This is a genomic window from Thermostichus sp. MS-CIW-25 (assembly GCF_054060015.1).
Genome location: NZ_JBSSCS010000003.1, coordinates 65,368 through 81,525 on the forward strand (window position 1 = coordinate 65,368; position 16,158 = coordinate 81,525).

Below are 16,158 nucleotides of genomic sequence, written 5' to 3' on the forward strand. Positions count from 1 at the left end.
GGGGGGCGACAGGGATCCATGTCCGAGATCGAGGTCTTCGATGCGGAGCAGTTGGCTGGGCTGATCGAGAGTCTGGCAGCGGCGATCGGCAGGGATCACCCCCACCCCCAAAAGTTGACGTTGATCGGCATTCGCACCCGGGGAGTCCCCTTGGCCTACCGCCTGCGGGATCGGATTGCCACTCTACTGGGGATCCCGCCCCAAGTAGGGGAGCTGGACATCACTTTTTTCCGCGACGATTTGAGTGCCGGTGGGTTGCGCACCCCAGATCGCAGCGAAATGCCGCGTGACCTAACCGGCCAAGAGGTGGTGCTGGTAGATGATGTGATCTTTCGCGGTCGCACCGTCCGGGCGGCTTTGGAGGCCCTAAACCACTTTGGGCGACCGGAACGGGTGCGATTGGCGGTGTTGATTGACCGGGGTCACCGACAGTTTCCCATCCAGCCCGATTACTGCGGTTGTCAGCTTTCTACAGAACCGGAGCAAACGGTGAGAGTCCATCTGCGGGAAACCGATGCGGAAGAGCGGGTGCTGTTGATAGACAAAACGGCAAAGATCAAGTCCTGAGCCGGTGCTGGGGTGCGGTATTTTGGGGATGACCTGCTAAAACTTGCCGCCATGCCTCGGTTGCCGGAAACTCGCCGTTACGCTGTTTTGGGTACGGGTGCTTTGGGAGGATTTTATGGGGCGAAATTGCAACAGGCGGGCTTTGCGGTGCATTTTCTGCTGCACAGCGACTATGAGCATGTTTGCCAAAACGGCCTGTGGGTGCAGTCCTGCTGGGGGGATTTTCATTTGCCCCAGGTGAATGCCTACGCAGCCGTGGAGGACATGCCGGCTTGCGAAGGCGTGATCGTGGCTTTGAAAGCCACCCAAAATGCGCTTCTGCCGCACTTGATCCCGCCTGTGTTGGCCGAGAATGGCGTGGTGATCTTGTTGCAAAACGGGCTGGGGGTGGAACCCGAGATTGCCGATTGCGTTGGCCCAGAGCGGGTCATGGGGGGCCTCTGCTTCATCAGCTCCAATAAGGTTGGCCCCGGCCACATTCACCATCTGGATTACGGTTCGGTGCTGCTGGCAGAGTACGGCCCTGGCTATGCCCCCCAAGGGATCACGCCCCGCCTTCAACAAGTTCAAGCCGATTTTCAACGGGCAGGGATCCCGACTTCGCTCTCACCAGATTTGATGTTGGCCCGCTGGCAGAAACTGGTCTGGAATATTCCCTTCAACGGCCTCTCGGTGGTGTTCAATGCCGATACTCAGCAAATGATTCGAGACCCTGAGGCCCGTGCTTTGGCGGAAACGCTGATGCAGGAGGTGATACAGGGAGCTGCAGCTTGTGATCGCCTGCTTCCCGACTCCCTGATCCAAGAAATGCTCACCAATACCGAGAAAATGGCCCCCTACCGCACCAGCATGAAAATCGACTATGAGCGCAAACGTCCTCTGGAACTGCAGGTGATCTTCGGCAACCCACTGCAGTACGCTCGACAAGCTGGGATCCATCTGCCACGGGTTGAAATGCTCTACCGACAGTTGCAGGTGTTGGATCGCCTGAATCGAGGGATCCCTGGGGAGCAGCAGGCTTAAGTTTTTCAAGATCCGGCGGAGCGATCCCAGGGCTGGAGCAGGCTTTCTCCTTTGCTTGCGGGTAGACTGAGCCGCAGTCGTGTACTGTTGCTCTGGCTTTATGCCGCTGGGATCCACCCACGATCGCATCACCCTCTGGACAGCCCCCGGCATCACCTTAGCCGCCGGTTTGCTGGGGAACAGCACCACGGTTGCTCTGGCCGTGGGATCGGCCTATCTATTCAGCGGCCTGATGTTTTCTGGAGATCTGGACACCTGTTCTCGACAGTATCAACGCTGGCTGTTCTTGCGTTGGATTTGGCTGCCCTACCGCAGGTGGATACGGCATCGCTCCTTTTGGTCTCATGGGCCCATCGTGGGCACTGCCGTGCGGGTGCTGTACTTGAGCCTATGGGCAGGAGGAGTTGGCCTGCTGGGGGCTTGGCTGGGATCCCAGTTGGGCTGGTGGATGTGGCAACCCTGGGTGTGGCGCAGCGATCTCTGGCAATTGCTGCAAGTTCACGCCGAGATGCTGTTTTGGATTGGGATGGGGTTGGAACTGGGATCGGTGAACCACAGCCTGAGCGACTGGACGATCTCCCACTGGAAACGCTGGCGCAAACGCCGTCAGGCTCGATCTCCCGCCAGGCGACTCAGCTATCGTCGCTAGGGATCCATTGGGCCAAAAGCTGATTCTTGCCTGCCCCGGCATTTGAATGGCGGTGAGATTGCCTACTGTTCCGCAACGCGTAGTCATTTATCTCACCGTCAAGGTGAAACAAACGACCGGTTGCTTCCTGCTAAGGCCTCCGGCCCGCTACGCGAGCAGTTGAAATAGAGGGTAATAAGAACCACGACTGCTATCAGCCCCTCACCCCCCCTTGAACCTGTGCTGTGCCCACAACTCCGCGACCTATCCTCTCAAGAGGGCTGAAACTGCAAATCTTGGCCAATTACCCTTTAGCCCAGGTACTCTGCTTGTGGCCATTTCGATTCAAACTGGGACACTGCACCCATACCTAAAGCCTTGAATACAGGGAATCAGAAGGCTCTCCTCAGTAGCCCAAGCGTCTCACCCTAACTTGAAAAGACTACTTGAAGCAGTTTTGTCAAGAACATTTCTTCTTGCGTTGGCTAGGTATTGCGATTCAATCTCAATAAAGCTATGCTGTTACTCGGTTGAGTGGTGGAGTTGTATCCATCAGTCTTCCTCTCTTGTCTTGGATGCGGCAGGGATCCTGCGCTGGCGGAACTGGCCATCCTGCGTTCAGCGGGGATCCCTTTTTCTCCTCTCCAAGGCTAAGCAAGGTTCTGTGCTAATGAGAGTCAGAATCAGTTGATAGAGAGATTTTTTGCTTGCTCATGTCAATCTGTGGAGGTGGCAGTGTAAAGGAGCAACAGCGGCTGAGGGTTATGGCTTTGGAAGGGGGCAATCTGGCTTCGGGAACCGGAAGACAAGACCGAATACAAAGATTGCTGCTCTAGTTTCCTTTGCAAACTTGTCAGAAGCTAAGGAAAAAGACCAACCTTTTGGGACAAACTGTCTGTCCTATGTCTTGTTTTGTCGTTCAAAAATTTATGTTGGGCTCAAGAGAAACTCTAGAAAAAAGTTGAATCAGGTGGAAGAATCAGTTAGAATCTAGCTGGCGTTAACGCTAACCGCGACGAAGAGACTGGAGGGAGGAAAGCCTAACAGCCTCTCTCCTTTTTTCTGTAGGGGTTACCCTCACTCTCAAACCCCATCTCATGAGAAGGGAGGAAGACCAAATACCCTATGACTTGAAATAGCAGCATTTTCATTAACTTTTGTTTTACTCTCTATGCCAAACTTGATACTAAGCTAAAGAGTTGCTCCTCGATCTTGTAACCATTGAGCAGCCAGCCTGTGTTGGCGTTTTTGTGCATAGGCCAAGGGGGTATGCCCATCTTCATTGCGAGGGTTTAGTTCGGCTCCATTTTCCAGCAAAAGCTCCAGGATTTGGATATGCCCTTCCCAAGCAGCCCAGTGCATCGGTGTTGCGCCAAATCGGTTGCGTGCATTCACATTGGCCCCGTACAAGAGCAGAAAGCGAGCGATGCCCAAATCCCCTCGGGTGGCGGCTTCATGCAGAGGGGTTCGGCCTGTTTCGTCAGTGGCATCCACCGGCGCTCCCTTGGATAGTAGGCGGGCCAGAATGCTTTTTCGACCGGTAGCTGTGGCCCAGTGGAGAACACGACCGGTGTTGGCTCCCTTTTGGATGAGCAGACCGATTACTTCTACCTGATCGGTTAAAGCAGCCCGCTGGAGAGGGGTATAGCCATGGTTATCTGAGAGATCGATATCGCTGCCTGCCCTCAAAAGACGATCCACCAGCTTGACCTGGCCGTCGGCAGCAGCCAAATGGAGAGGGGTGGCACCTGTGGGATCCAAGGCATTGGGAGAAGCGCCATGGGCCAAGAGCAAATCCAACAGTTCCAAATCGCCAAGGAGTGTCGCTTTATGAAGCAAAGTCATTCCCTGAGCATCGACAGCATTCACATCTTCCCCCCGCTGCAAATGGGCCAATAATTGTTTTAGATCTCGATTGGCAAGAGCTTGATGAAGCGCTTCACTCATAACAGATAGAAATAAAAAAGCCAAGTTGCAATGAAGTTGGGCAACAGGAAGGGATCCTCGATAGGCCGGAATGGAGGCTCCAAACAACTTGGGCAAAGTCTAACACTGGATCCCTGCTGCTGAGGGAATTGGGAGAACCAAGCACTTGGGGGGATCCCTTGGTCAAGCCGGGGCCGCAGCGATAGACTAGAGCTGGTTTTTGGCCAGGTCTTTTCCCGATCCCTTAGTTGCGCCACCGTTTATGGATTACTACGCGATCCTGAACCTATCTCCTGCAGCGGACATTGAAGAGATTAAACAGGCGTTTCGACGGTTGGCGCGGCAGTTTCACCCTGATGTGGCAGGGGAGGGATCCCGAGAGCGTTTCCAACAAATCCACCAAGCCTACCAAGTGCTGAGCGACCCTGAGCAGCGGCGGCGCTACGATGCACAACGTCAATCTGCACAACGTCAATCTGCACAACGTCAATCTCCACCCAGCTCTCCTGCTGCCGGCGAAAGGCGGGTGGTCATTCGCAGCATAGGCCCCTCATCGGCAGAGCAGCCCAATCCGGAAGGGCTCAAGGAGGGGATTGCCCGCGTCAAGGCAGCCTGGCGGGAGCGGAAGTTGCCCACGGCGGTGGCCCAGGCGGAGGCGCTGCTGAAACGGTTTCCCAACTCCGGCGAGGCCATCCACATCTTGGCGTTGGCCTACCAGCGCTTCGGCAACCATTTGATCCACGAGGGGCGCCATCAGCAGGCGGAAGCCTACTTGAGAAAAGCTTTGGCCACGGAGCCGCACAACCGGGAATTGGCCTTTGAAATCAAGCGAGATTTAGCCCGTCTGGGCATTCGGGAGGGATCCCGCTAACTTGCCTGCGTTGGGATCCCCAACGTCTGAGCTGCCCACTGCCGGAGTTGTTGGCGGTTGACTTTGCCCTGAGGGTTGCGCGGGATCCCCGTACACCACAGCCAGTGCTTGGGGTGCTTGAAGGGACTCAGTTGGCGGCTTAGGTGTTGCTTCAGGTGCATCTCCAGGTCTTTGGGGATTGCCGGGATCCCTGTTTTGGGGACGACCACCGCCACCACCTGCTGCCCCCATTCGGCATCCGGTAGGCCCAACACGCACACATCTTCCACCCAGCCGCTGGCTCGGATCTCCCCTTCCACTTCTGCAGCCATCACCTTTTCCCCGCCGGTTAGGATTAGGTCATCGGCTCGACCTAACCAATAGAGGGATCCCTGTCGGTCTAGATAGCCCAAATCGCCGGGGGTAAAGCCTTGCTGTTGCCCTTCGCGTAAGCGGTGCGTAGCACTTAGGTGCGGGTAGTAGCCCAGTGCCAGCGACTCTGCCTGAATGTGAATGTAGCCCACAGCATGGCTGGGCAGGGGATCCCCTTTTTCGCTGCGGATCTGGAGCGTGGCGTGGGGCAGAGGCCGACCCAGACTGTCGCTCCCTTGCCAAAAGGCTTCTGGCAGTAACGTACACACCTGGGAGGCGGTCTCGGTCATACCGTAGGTGAGGGCAAGAGGAAGGTGAAGTTGCCGGGCCTGTTGTCTCAGGCTGGGCCAGGTGGGGCCACCGCCGACCAAAATGGCCCGAAATTGGCGCAGGCTCTCCAAAACTCCCGGATGGGCGCTGAGCAACAGCCGTTGCAACTGAGTGGGCACCAGCGATAGAAAGCTCCCCGGCAAAGGGGGATCCCAAGACTCGGCCTGCTGTTGCCGTTTCCAATCCCAGACAACCCACTGCCCACCGCTCAGCCAGGATCGGACTGCCTGCATCAAGCCGCTGACGTGGTACAGGGGCAGAACGCAATAGCTGTGTACAGGCCCAACGGCAAAGTGCTGTTGGTGGGCTTTGGCCGAGGCGCTGAGGGTCAGCCAAGAGTGCAGGGCCCATTTCACTTGGCCGCCAGAGCCACCCGTGGGGATGCCGATCAGCGGCCAATGGGAGCTGGGCACAGCTTCCCGCAAATCCCGCAGGCGCAGATTCAAGGGGGCGGGATCCCCTTCCAGTCGGCCCTGGCGCCAGCACCAGCCGGATCCCATATCCGCCAAAGCCTGTCCCCATTCCCGTTCTCCCCAGTGGGGATTACCCAGGAACAGCGGGATCCCCAAGCGTTGGCAGGTCGAAACTGCCGCCCACACCTGCACTGGATGCGAGTCCGCCACCAGCAGGGGAACGGCCTTGTCTGCCAAAGGGCGCAGTTGCTCTTCCAGTTTGGACAGGCACTCCTTCAAGTCTCCGCCATCCCCGGACAAGACAATTGACCTCATGGGCTATGGGTATGCCATCTCAACGGCTTCGCGGATCCCCTGCATTGTATTCGAGGATGCCCGCTCAATTCCCTTGACAGGAAAGGGTGAGGATGGGTTTGGGCTTGGCTTATCATGATTTAGGTTTAACTGGGAGGTCTGTGCTGTGATCGAGCCAATTTTGTTGGGGATCGTGTTGGGAATGGTGGTGGTCACCTTGGCGGGCTTGTTCGTGGCAGCCTACAGGCAGTATCAACGCAGCAACAAGATCGGCCTGTAGGAGCAGCCTTTGGGGGGGTTGGAGAAAACCCATAGGGGAGAGAGAGATTGAGGTGGCATGGCAATGCACTGGCTGCGCACAGTTGCTGCTTTGCGGGAGCAGGTAGCCGATTGGCGGGGATCCACAGTTGGCTTGGTGCCCACGATGGGATCCCTGCATGAGGGCCATCTCAGCCTAATCCGCCGCTGCCGGCAAGAGTGTGACCACACGGTGGTCAGCATTTTCGTCAATCCGCTGCAATTTGGCCCCAACGAAGACTGGGATCGCTATCCCCGCGACGAAGAGGGGGATCGGGCCTTGTGCGAGGCAGCAGGTGTGGATGTGGTCTTTGCCCCTGACCCGCAAGAGATGGGAGCCGACCCCGCAACCGGAAGCGACCGCACCTGGGTCATGCCCCCCGAATCCCTTCTGCAGACCCTCTGCGCCCCCCACCGACCTGGCCACTTTCGCGGTGTAGCCACCATTGTGCTGCAACTGCTGAACCTGGTGCAGCCGCAGCGGGCCTACTTCGGCCAAAAAGACGCCCAGCAACTGGCGATCATTCAGCGTTTGGTTCGGGATCTGCAAATACCCACCACGATTGTTCCCTGCCCCACGGTGCGAGAAGCCGATGGCCTCGCCTGTAGCTCCCGCAACCGCTACCTTTCTGCTGCTGAACGACAGGTGGCTGCCGGGCTGTACCGGGCCTTGCGTCGGGGATATGACCATTGGCAGGCCGGGGATCCCTCAGCAGAAGGGATCCTTGCCGCCGCCCGTGCTGAGCTGGAGCATACCCCAGAGCTGCAACTGCAGTACCTGGAATTGGTGGATCCCCAAACGCTACAGCCGCTGCCGCGGGTGGAAGACAAGGGCCTGCTGGCCATTGCTGCCTATGTGGGGCAGACTCGCCTGATCGACAACCTGCTCCTTTCCCCGGAGCAAGGGGATCCCTCGCCGGAGAGAGTCCAGCATGCGGCACCGCCCTCTTCCGGCACGACCTCTCCCCCGCGTCGCCCGCTGATTGCCATCGACGGCCCGGCTGGAGCCGGAAAATCCACCGTGGCGCGGGCAGTAGCCGCCCAGCTGCAGCTTTTGTACTTGGACACGGGGGCCATGTATCGAGCCATCACCTGGCTGGCACTGCAACGGGGGATCCCTTTGGACGATGCCGAGCAACTCACCCAACTGGCCGCCCAAACCCAGCTCACCCTGCAAAGTGGCACCTCTTCGACAGAGCCGACCCGCATCTGGGCCGATGGCGAAGAAATTACCCAGGCCATTCGCTCTCCGGAAGTGACCCGCTGGGTCTCTCACGTGGCGGCAGTGCCGGGAGTACGCCAGGAGCTGGTGAAGCGGCAACGCAGCATTGGCCGGGATGGCGGTGCTGTCTTGGAGGGGCGGGATATCGGCACCCACGTCTTTCCTGATGCAGAGCTGAAGGTTTTCTTGACCGCTTCTGTTGGGGAGCGGGCGCAGCGTCGGCAACACCAACTCCAAGCCCAAGGGCAAATGGTGCCTCTCGAAGAATTGAAAGCGCAAATCGAGCAGCGGGATCGCCGCGACAGCGAACGGCTCATCTCTCCCTTGCGGCCTGCCCCCGATGCCATCTTGATCGACACAGATCACCTGAGCCAATCCGAGGTGCAAGACAAGATTGTCATGTTGTACCGGCAACTTTTGGAGCGATCTGGCCCGGCCCGTTTAGATCAGTAGCTTTGACTCAATCAAGACTAAATCAACGGGACAAGTCAGATTTCCGCATGATTTTCAGGGAGCTGGCCGGTTTGAACAGCTTGATCCCTCTCTCATTTCTCATTGAAGATTTTCGTTGAAGATGCAGTTGATGAGGGGGCACGGATGCCGAGCTATGGGTTGAGTGATGAACTTTGGCAAAACCACCGAGGTGTTGAGGTGCCGGAGGGGATCCCGTTGATGATGGAAATAGGCCGACCCGCTTTTCTCTCGATGAGCCAATGCTACCTGTATCCCGTTCCGCCGTCGCGAACGGAGCGCTATGGTTAATGTCTTCCTCTTGGCCTTTCTGCTGCTCCTCTCAGGAGCTTGCTCTGGGGCCGAAACCGCCATCACGGCCATGGACAACCTGCGCCTGGAATCTCTGATCGAAGAACAAGGGGATCCACAGGGCTTGTATCGACTGGCCCAACAACAGCGCTCGCGGCTGATCACCACCCTGTTGCTGGTGAACAACTTTGTCAACATCGGCATTGCCGCTTTGGCCACAACCCTCTCCATTGAACTGTTGGGAACCCAGATTGGAGCTTTGGCCGCCACCGTGCCCACCACAATTGTGGTGCTCCTCTTTGGAGAAGTAGCCCCAAAGTCTTTAGCGGTGAGCCATCCGCTAGGGGTGTTCCGCTGGGTGGTGCGGCCTGTTCATGTCCTATCGGTGCTGTTGCGCCCTTTTAGCGACGCTTTTGAGTGGGTTGTCAGCAGGCTCTTCAATCTATTGGAATTCTCCCCCCTGACGGCCACCGCTTCTCTCAAGGATTTGGAGCTGCTGATCGATGTGTTGGGGCAGCGGGGGCTGCTGGATTGGCAAAAACGGCGGCTGTTCCGTGGGGCCTTGGCTTTGGACTTGCTGCAGGCGCGGGACGTGGCCAAGCCCAGAGTTAAAATGGAGACCATCTCCCACGACAAAACACTGCAGGATGTGGTGAAGCTCTGTTTGGAAACGGGCTACTCCCGCATCCCCGTGCAGGGAGAATCCAAGGACGAGATCGTCGGCATTATCCACCTCAAGCAAGCCTTGCGCTATCTCGATCAAAAAGGCAATGCCGAAGTGACCCAGGCGATGGCACCGCCTTTTTTTGTGCCGGACACCAAGCGGGTCAGCTTGTTGCTCAAGGAAATGCTGCGCTCTCGCCAACACCTGGGGATTGTGGTGGATGAGTTCGGCGGCACCACCGGCCTGATCACGCTGGAGGACATTTTGGAGGAGCTGGTGGGGGATATTTACGACGAGAGCGACCTCTCCCCCCTGCTGCTGCGGCGGCAGCGGCGACCAGGTGGAGCTTCTACCTCCCCTGGCTGAGAACAGGAGCAAGGGGATCATCCCCTCTCTAAGTCCTAGCTGGCTCTGGAGGGATCCGTCTCCGCGGCTGTTGGGTTTTCGTGCGCGCCGGGAGTGAGCTCCCCAAAGCCGGCCTCGACGGGATAGCGGGCCACAAAAAAGATCCAGAAGCTGTGGATCCCTAGCCCCAAAGCCCACCAGCCCAACAGGGGCACCAGCCACGGCCAATCCGCGCGGTACAGTTGCTGAAAAAACACCAGCCCAGACCCGCTACAGAGGAAAACAGACAGGTGGGCGGCATAGGTATAGCGATCATCCAGCTTGCGAAATTCGGGATCCCGACGGGTGGGCTTACGGGGCCAGCGAGGGGGCATGGCAAAACCATCCAGTTAAGACCTTCTCCAGTGTAGAACAGCCCTCGGCGGGGATCCCTGAGACTTGGGAGCGGCATTTCTGCTGCGGAACCCCAGTTTCAACGCCCGTTTGCCCAGCCAGCGCACGAGCCAACCCATCAACAGCACCGCCACCACCGCCAGCAGCAGAGAAGTGACGTTTTCGCCGGTGGCCAACAGCGGGTTGCCCAGCCCCCCTGTGGTGGTGGTAGAGGTCACCAGTGTGGCACAAAAATGCGAAACTGAGGCCCAACCCCCAAAAAATGGCCGGTATGCCCTTCATATCCTCAGCGTTGATGGGAGTGCTGATACATTCACGCTGAACTCTCCTGAACATGGTTCAGGAAAGAAGCGATCGCATCCTGCCTATCTCTGTTCGCGTCAGCGGGACGGAGTCCAAACAGGAAGGCGGTATCCCGCAAAGCCCTGAGGAATACCCCCCGAGCGCTTTGCCCCTTCACTTCCCGGCAACCGTTGCGGTGGACTCAAGGATCAGGGGGAAACTTGGTCTACTATATCCCTCTCAATGACTTTTGCCAAACCGCCTAAAGCTCAGTAAATTCAGCAAAGTTCAGGGTTTTGGGGGTTAGAGGCATGCTCCCGCCAGCAGCAACTGGGGGGATCCGTCTCGGCTGGCTGAACCTCGAACTCCAGCGGTCCCTCTTCAGTGTACAGGTGCAGGTCGAACCAGAAGGTGGATCCCTGTTCTAGCTTGCTCTCCAGGCAGATGCGGGTTCGATGTTTCTCCAGGATGTTGCGCACGATGGCCAACCCCAGGCCGGTGCCCTCTAGGGTGTGGACCCGGTTCTCGACACGGAAAAAGCGGTCGAAAATCCGCTCTTGATCCTCTGGGGCAATGCCAATGCCCGTATCGGCCACTGCCACCCGCACCGCTTGCGGGGATCCATCCGCCTGAACCACCAGGTGGGCATGTACCGTCACCAGGCCCCCTGAGGGGGTGAACTTGAGGGCATTGCCCAGGAGATTGGTCATCACCTGCAGCAGCAGATCGTAGTTGCCCCACACCAAAGGCAGATCGGGATCAACGAATTTGCGCAACTGGATCCCTTTGTCGCGGGCCTGCAGGTGATGGGTGCGCAGCGTTTGCTCGATCACTGCCGCGATGTCGACACCTTCAAAGTGGTACTGCTTGCCCGATTCCAGACGAGACAAATCCAAAACATCGTTGACCAGGCGGGTGAGGCGATCGGTTTCGCGGTTGGCAATTTCCAGGTAGTCCAGCCGCTCCGCCGAGGACATCTGCTCGCCGTACTCGTAGAGGGTCTCGATAAAAGACTTGATGCTGAAGAGGGGGGTGCGCAGCTCGTGGCTGATGTTGCTGATGAATTGAGCCTTGGCTTCGTTGAGCTCCACCTCGCGGGTGATGTCCTGCACCGTCATCACGATCCCCTTGAGATTTTGCCGCCGCGGATCCGACACCGGCGAAAGCAGGATGCGAATGACGCGCTTGGTAGGGCCGGTGAGGTTGACGCGAACTTCCTCTGCTTCTTGATCCCCGCGGGCAATTTGCATCAGGGGGCGGGCCAGTTGCTGCTGCAGATCCTCCGGCAACAGCTCCGGCAGGGGTTTGCCCAAAACGGGATCCCCTTCCCAGCCAAACATGCGGGAGGCGGCAGGGTTGAGCAGCAGCACCCGCAACTCGGCATCCAGCAAAATGGCAGCATCGACGATGGAGAAGACCAAGGTCTCCAACTTGGCTTTGGCGGCAGCCAGTTCCTCGATGTTTTGCTCTTCGTAGCTTTGCAGCCGCTCCGCCATCTCGTTAAAGCTGTCGATGAGCTGGGCCAGCTCTCCCCCGAAGGGCAGGTCGATGCGCTGCTTGAAGTTACCTTTGGTGATCTCCTGGACGCCCTTGACCAGTTCTTTGATGGGGTAGGTGATGGTGAGGGCATTGACCACCGATCCCAGGATGGCCAAGACCCACACCGCCAAAAACACCCCGATCGAGACCTCCCGCGCCAGCTGGGTGGAGCGCACCAGGGCGGGATTGGGATTGATGCCCAAGCCGAGGGTGCCCAAAAAGCGGCCCTGATGATAGATGCCGACAAAAATATCCGTCACCCGCCCGGCAGGAGTGAGGTGGGTGCGCACCAGCGGTTGGCCCTCAGCAGGGGGGCGATTGTCCGGCAGTTGCATGCGACGGGTGAGGCTGAGGGAGGTTTTCACCTCTTGGTTGGAAAACGGGATCCCGTAGTAGATGTTTCCTTCGGGATCGGCGTAGAGCAAATAGCGGATGCTGCTGGTGCTCTCAAAGTACTGGCGGGACAGTTGGGCGACTTCGCCAATGCGATCTTCCGCAATTAGAGGGGCAACATTGGCCGCCAAAAGCAACCCCAGATCCCGGCCAAAGCGGGCCTCGTTGAAGCGGGCATCCTGCTGCACGGTGCTGACGGCCCAGAAGGTGAAACTGCTCACCACCAAGGAGACCACCAGCGTTGCCACAAAGAGCAACTGAGTTTCCAACCGCAGTTTTTGCTTCCATCGCGCCCACCAGCGCCGCAGGGATCCCATAGAGATCCCGGTCGTTGTTGGCACTGACATGTCCACAGCGCCAGGCAATGGCTCGGCAGGAGAAGAAGCCAGCTCAGGAGATTGGACTTCGGCAATGGGCTCGGCTGGCTCGACAGTGCTGACAGGAGGCATGAACCCAACGTGAACAGATAGCGTGAACGGATATAGGGCGGTGATTCGCCACCATTCTGACATGGGCAGGCGATCCCTTTGTCTCAGCCAAGGCCGGGTGAGAACCGGTATGGGATCCCGGCTTCGCAACGCAACCTGCTCCAGCCGACCTGCAGGGGAATGGTTGCCAATACCGATAAAGGTATCCCCAAGCAAAGCTTGTCAGCGCCCCTAAAGTTGATAGACTAGAAAATCGTGCTTCACCAGGTCAGAGTGACCGGAAAAATCGTGACCAACAGCCCCGTCAGCCAATTTATCCAACATCATTTTCGCCACTTCAACGCAGCCGCGCTGCTGGATGCAGCCAAAGGTTATTGTGCTCACCTGGAAAAGGGCGGCAAGATGATGGTGACCTTGGCCGGTGCCATGAGCACAGCAGAGCTGGGCCTTTCCCTAGCGGAAATGATCCGGCAGAACAAGGTGCACGCCATCTCCTGCACCGGCGCCAACCTAGAAGAGGACATCTTTAACCTCATCGCCCATGAGTTCTACGAGCGGGTGCCCCACTACCGCGATCTTAGCCCGCAGCAGGAGCAGGAGCTGCTGGAGCGGCACCTGAACCGGGTAACCGATACCTGCATTCCCGAAGAGGAGGCGATGCGGCGCCTAGAAAAAGCCCTCTTGGAAGAGTGGATGGCTGCCGACCAGGCCGGGGAACACTACTTCCCGCACGAGTTTATCTACCGCATCCTGCGCAGCGGCCGGCTGGAGCCCTACTACCAAATTAATCCCCGGGATTCTTGGGTTTACGCCGCTATGGAGGCCAACTTGCCCATCTATGTGCCGGGATGGGAAGACTCCACCACCGGCAACATGTATGCCGCCCACTGCATCACGGGTGAGATCCGCAATGTGCATACCGTCCGCACAGGGATCGAGTACATGATCCACCTGGCGGACTGGTACACGCACACCTCGGCGGAGTGCTCCATTGGCTTCTTTCAAATTGGCGGCGGCATTGCTGGGGATTTCCCCATTTGTGTGGTGCCCATGCTCCATCAAGATCTGGGTCGCCAGGGCGTACCCCTGTGGGGCTATTTCTGCCAGATCAGCGACTCCACCACCAGCTACGGTTCCTACTCGGGGGCAGTGCCCAATGAGAAGATCACCTGGGGCAAATTGGGGATCGACACCCCCAAATTTGTCATCGAGTCGGATGCCACCATCGTGGCGCCTTTGATCTTCGCCTGGGTGCTGGGGTGGTAGAGAAGGGGAATCAATCTGTATGCCCGTCGGTTGAGGCGGAGCGGGGCCAGCGGGACAACAGGGTTGCAGCTTCCCAGCGGCGCAGATCCTGGGCAATGCGCAGGGGCGTGAGGCCGTAGCCGTCCGGCTCGTCGATCTCGGAGCCATGTTCCAGCAGCAGCCGAACGACCTCTGGGTTGCCGGACCAAGCGGCAAAATGTAGGGGAAGGCCACCGGCACCAAAGCGAGCGTTCACCTCCGCCCCTCCCTGGAGCAGGGCTTTCGTAACCTCAGGGTTGCCCAGGCGAGCGGCTTGGTGTAAGGGGCTGGCTCCCCCATAGTCCGGTCGATTGGGATCCGCCCCCGCTGCCAGCAAAAGACGGGCGTTGAGGCCGCTCTCCACGAAAAACAGGGCTGTCTTGCCCCGCTCATCGACGGCGTTGGCGTCTTTCCCCAGCCAGAGAGCCAGTTGCAGCCGCAGCGGGTTGGCTTGGGCCAAGGCTTGTGGATCTTCTGGTAGGGAGTATCCATAGAATCCCAGACCCCCCACTAGCAGGGATCCCAGTCCGACAGCGATTTTTAGGACCTGACCTCGCATAGCCCTATTCCTCAAAGAAAAGGATGGCGAGCCCCTGCCTGGGCAGAGCCTGGGCCGAGAGCAGCAACGGGTTGCTGAGGGCAGGTTGCGCGGCAGCAGCGGGGAAGAGACGCAAAAACTCCTGCAGCGGCAGCAGCTCGCATTGGGATTCCTCGGCGGCGGCCGTGCGATACATGGTGGGGATGACCAACTTCGGCTGCAGCGCCTCAATGGCCGCCTTGGCCCCGGCAGGATCGTAATTTTTCGGCCCACCCCCCACCGGCACCAGCAACAGGTCGGGACGAGCAAGCAGGATGGACTGCTCCCGCGTAATTGGCTGCAGCGCCCCTCCCAAATGGACAATGTCGATCCCAGCCATGCGCCAGCGCCAACCCACGTTTACGCCAAAGCGAGGGCCACGGGGCATGCGTACTCCTTGCACCCGGATCCCGTCAATCAGATAGTCTCCCGGCTGAAACAGCACCCTTGGGTTGCCGGGCACCACATCCAAAGCGCCCTCATCCAACAAGCGGCTGCTGAGCAACACCAGATCGGCAGCAACTCGTGGGGCAGGATAGCCAGCCGTACAGCCCACCGGACGAAACGGGTTGACCAGAAACCGTTGGCCTTCCCCCTCGAACAAAACACAACTGTGGTGCAGCCAAGTCAGTTGCAGCCCCTCCAAGCTCGAGCCGGGGGTGAACTCTATAGACCCTGGGGTTGTTGGCGTTTCCGAACTGTGTACGGGAGCAGTCTGAGCGCCCGCTTTGCGCCCTCTGGCCAGGTTCACGGCCATCGATCCCAGCAGCCCGGCGCTGGCTTGCAGAAGCTGGCGACGCTTCATGGAGTGGGGATCCCCGATGTAACAACGGCAACAGATTCCTGGGATACTTGCGAAGCATTGGGCTGAGCAGCAGTTAAGGCCTGGGCGCTGCGCAGGAAGTTGCTCAACAAGCGCTTGCCCTCGGCGGTCAAGATGCTCTCCGGGTGGAACTGCACGCCCTGAACATGGGGATAGCGGCGGTGGCGTACCCCCATGATGATCCCATCGCTGGTTTGGGCCGTCACCTCCAGCTCGTCAGGACACGTAGAAGGCTCGATCACCAAGCTGTGGTAGCGGGTGGCCGTGAAAGGCTGGCTCAACCCCTCAAACACTCCCACCCCTCGATGGTAAATGAGCGAGGTTTTGCCATGCATCAGCTCAGGTGCGCGCACGATCTGACCACCGTAGACCTGCCCAATGCACTGGTGCCCCAGACAAACGCCCAGGATCGGCAGCTCTGGCCCCAGCTCCCGAATCAACTCCAGCGAGATCCCGGCATCTTCTGGCCGCCCTGGCCCAGGAGAGATGACCACCGCTTGCGGCTGCATGCGGCGCAGGTCGTCAACGGAGAGCTGGTCATTGCGAAAAACCTGTAGCTGGGCTCCCAACTCCCCCAGATACTGCACCAGGTTGTAGGTGAAGCTGTCGTAGTTGTCGATGACGACCAGCACTTCAACATCCGGCAACGGCACCCCATTTTATCACTTCCACTGGACTGAAGGAGATTGGGTCACGGGGACAGGCTAGAGTGAAGGAGCCAGACTCCTGTGCTTTTGAGATGGATT

Annotated in this window: 17 protein-coding genes; 9 read left to right on the forward strand and 8 right to left on the reverse strand. The window is 58.5% G+C overall.

Going from position 1 to position 16,158, the window contains the following annotated elements:
- The first annotated feature begins 18 nt into the window (after window positions 1-18).
- From pyrR to ACVWZ1_RS02055, 3 genes are all read left to right on the forward strand, one after another.
- Window positions 19-567: a bifunctional pyr operon transcriptional regulator/uracil phosphoribosyltransferase PyrR gene (pyrR, locus tag ACVWZ1_RS02045; protein WP_457466333.1), complete on the forward strand. Its 549-nt coding sequence runs from the start codon at window positions 19-21 to the stop codon at window positions 565-567.
- A 51-nt stretch (window positions 568-618) separates the two neighbouring features.
- The gene (locus tag ACVWZ1_RS02050) at window positions 619-1,590 is read left to right on the forward strand and encodes a putative 2-dehydropantoate 2-reductase (protein WP_414380512.1); all 972 of its coding nucleotides are present in this window, start codon (window positions 619-621) and stop codon (window positions 1,588-1,590) included.
- Window positions 1,591-1,669: 79 nt separating this feature from the next.
- Entirely contained in the window at window positions 1,670-2,239 is a 570-nt protein-coding gene (locus ACVWZ1_RS02055; protein WP_457466290.1) for a metal-binding protein, read from the forward strand.
- 1,170 nt (window positions 2,240-3,409) lie between these two features.
- Here ACVWZ1_RS02055 and ACVWZ1_RS02060 read toward each other — a convergent pair.
- Window positions 3,410-4,165 (reverse strand): ankyrin repeat domain-containing protein, encoded by a 756-nt coding sequence (locus tag ACVWZ1_RS02060; RefSeq protein WP_457466289.1) that lies wholly within the window; start codon window positions 4,163-4,165, stop codon window positions 3,410-3,412.
- 241 nt (window positions 4,166-4,406) lie between these two features.
- On the opposite strand from ACVWZ1_RS02060, the gene ACVWZ1_RS02065 reads away from it, so the two are divergent.
- Complete coding sequence (locus ACVWZ1_RS02065) at window positions 4,407-5,015, forward strand: DnaJ domain-containing protein (RefSeq protein WP_457466287.1); 609 nt, start codon at window positions 4,407-4,409, stop codon at window positions 5,013-5,015.
- Here the strand turns inward: ACVWZ1_RS02065 and ACVWZ1_RS02070 are convergent.
- Entirely contained in the window at window positions 5,012-6,424 is a 1,413-nt protein-coding gene (locus ACVWZ1_RS02070; protein ID WP_457502403.1) for a 2-succinylbenzoate--CoA ligase, read from the reverse strand. The genes ACVWZ1_RS02065 and ACVWZ1_RS02070 overlap by 4 nt on opposite strands.
- A 145-nt stretch (window positions 6,425-6,569) precedes the next feature.
- Between ACVWZ1_RS02070 and petG the strand changes: the two genes are divergently transcribed.
- From petG to ACVWZ1_RS02090, 4 genes are all read left to right on the forward strand, one after another.
- Complete coding sequence (gene petG / locus ACVWZ1_RS02075; RefSeq protein ID WP_011433989.1) at window positions 6,570-6,683, forward strand: cytochrome b6-f complex subunit V; 114 nt, start codon at window positions 6,570-6,572, stop codon at window positions 6,681-6,683.
- 63 nt (window positions 6,684-6,746) lie between these two features.
- The gene (locus ACVWZ1_RS02080) at window positions 6,747-8,375 is read left to right on the forward strand and encodes a bifunctional pantoate--beta-alanine ligase/(d)CMP kinase (protein WP_414351423.1); all 1,629 of its coding nucleotides are present in this window, start codon (window positions 6,747-6,749) and stop codon (window positions 8,373-8,375) included.
- 144 nt (window positions 8,376-8,519) lie between these two features.
- A complete protein-coding gene (locus tag ACVWZ1_RS02085) occupies window positions 8,520-8,684 on the forward strand; it encodes a hypothetical protein (protein WP_187147237.1) in 165 nt (54 codons plus the stop codon).
- Window positions 8,677-9,714 (forward strand): hemolysin family protein, encoded by a 1,038-nt coding sequence (locus tag ACVWZ1_RS02090; protein WP_414358051.1) that lies wholly within the window; start codon window positions 8,677-8,679, stop codon window positions 9,712-9,714. The genes ACVWZ1_RS02085 and ACVWZ1_RS02090 overlap by 8 nt, the downstream gene beginning before the upstream one ends.
- A 35-nt stretch (window positions 9,715-9,749) precedes the next feature.
- Here the strand turns inward: ACVWZ1_RS02090 and ACVWZ1_RS02095 are convergent, their stop codons facing one another.
- From ACVWZ1_RS02095 to ACVWZ1_RS02105, 3 genes are all read right to left on the reverse strand, one after another.
- A complete protein-coding gene (locus ACVWZ1_RS02095; protein WP_457502404.1) occupies window positions 9,750-10,067 on the reverse strand; it encodes a hypothetical protein in 318 nt (105 codons plus the stop codon).
- Between the two features lie 15 nt (window positions 10,068-10,082).
- Window positions 10,083-10,304: a hypothetical protein gene (locus tag ACVWZ1_RS02100; RefSeq protein ID WP_457502405.1), complete on the reverse strand. Its 222-nt coding sequence runs from the start codon at window positions 10,302-10,304 to the stop codon at window positions 10,083-10,085.
- A gap of 342 nt (window positions 10,305-10,646) precedes the next feature.
- Entirely contained in the window at window positions 10,647-12,647 is a 2,001-nt protein-coding gene (locus tag ACVWZ1_RS02105; RefSeq protein WP_457502431.1) for a HAMP domain-containing sensor histidine kinase, read from the reverse strand.
- A 369-nt stretch (window positions 12,648-13,016) separates the two neighbouring features.
- On the opposite strand from ACVWZ1_RS02105, the gene ACVWZ1_RS02110 reads away from it, so the two are divergent.
- Window positions 13,017-13,994, forward strand: coding sequence for a deoxyhypusine synthase family protein (locus ACVWZ1_RS02110; protein ID WP_457403060.1), 978 nt, complete (start codon window positions 13,017-13,019; stop codon window positions 13,992-13,994).
- Window positions 13,995-14,004: 10 nt separating this feature from the next.
- Here the strand turns inward: ACVWZ1_RS02110 and ACVWZ1_RS02115 are convergent, their stop codons facing one another.
- Genes ACVWZ1_RS02115 through ACVWZ1_RS02125 form a run of 3 tightly spaced genes read right to left on the reverse strand, consistent with a single transcriptional unit; the run spans window position 14,005 to window position 16,044 of the window.
- Window positions 14,005-14,571: an ankyrin repeat domain-containing protein gene (locus ACVWZ1_RS02115; RefSeq protein WP_457502406.1), complete on the reverse strand. Its 567-nt coding sequence runs from the start codon at window positions 14,569-14,571 to the stop codon at window positions 14,005-14,007.
- Window positions 14,572-14,575: 4 nt separating this feature from the next.
- Window positions 14,576-15,394, reverse strand: a complete 819-nt coding sequence (locus tag ACVWZ1_RS02120) for an MBL fold metallo-hydrolase (protein ID WP_457502407.1) — start codon at window positions 15,392-15,394, stop codon at window positions 14,576-14,578.
- The gene (locus tag ACVWZ1_RS02125; protein ID WP_414399232.1) at window positions 15,391-16,044 is read right to left on the reverse strand and encodes an anthranilate synthase component II; all 654 of its coding nucleotides are present in this window, start codon (window positions 16,042-16,044) and stop codon (window positions 15,391-15,393) included. The genes ACVWZ1_RS02120 and ACVWZ1_RS02125 overlap by 4 nt, the downstream gene beginning before the upstream one ends.
- Window positions 16,045-16,158 lie beyond the last annotated feature (114 nt).

Coding starts and splice junctions, on each gene's coding strand:
- pyrR (WP_457466333.1), top strand. CDS start 19: ATGTCCGAGATCGAGGTCTTCGATGCGGAGCAGTTGGCTGGGCTGATC.
- ACVWZ1_RS02050 (WP_414380512.1), top strand. CDS start 619: ATGCCTCGGTTGCCGGAAACTCGCCGTTACGCTGTTTTGGGTACGGGT.
- ACVWZ1_RS02060 (WP_457466289.1), bottom strand. CDS start 4,165: ATGAGTGAAGCGCTTCATCAAGCTCTTGCCAATCGAGATCTAAAACAA.
- ACVWZ1_RS02065 (WP_457466287.1), top strand. CDS start 4,407: ATGGATTACTACGCGATCCTGAACCTATCTCCTGCAGCGGACATTGAA.
- ACVWZ1_RS02070 (WP_457502403.1), bottom strand. CDS start 6,424: ATGAGGTCAATTGTCTTGTCCGGGGATGGCGGAGACTTGAAGGAGTGC.
- ACVWZ1_RS02080 (WP_414351423.1), top strand. CDS start 6,747: ATGCACTGGCTGCGCACAGTTGCTGCTTTGCGGGAGCAGGTAGCCGAT.
- ACVWZ1_RS02085 (WP_187147237.1), top strand. CDS start 8,520: ATGCCGAGCTATGGGTTGAGTGATGAACTTTGGCAAAACCACCGAGGT.
- ACVWZ1_RS02090 (WP_414358051.1), top strand. CDS start 8,677: ATGGTTAATGTCTTCCTCTTGGCCTTTCTGCTGCTCCTCTCAGGAGCT.
- ACVWZ1_RS02095 (WP_457502404.1), bottom strand. CDS start 10,067: ATGCCCCCTCGCTGGCCCCGTAAGCCCACCCGTCGGGATCCCGAATTT.
- ACVWZ1_RS02105 (WP_457502431.1), bottom strand. CDS start 12,647: ATGTCAGTGCCAACAACGACCGGGATCTCTATGGGATCCCTGCGGCGC.
- ACVWZ1_RS02115 (WP_457502406.1), bottom strand. CDS start 14,571: ATGCGAGGTCAGGTCCTAAAAATCGCTGTCGGACTGGGATCCCTGCTA.
- ACVWZ1_RS02120 (WP_457502407.1), bottom strand. CDS start 15,394: ATGAAGCGTCGCCAGCTTCTGCAAGCCAGCGCCGGGCTGCTGGGATCG.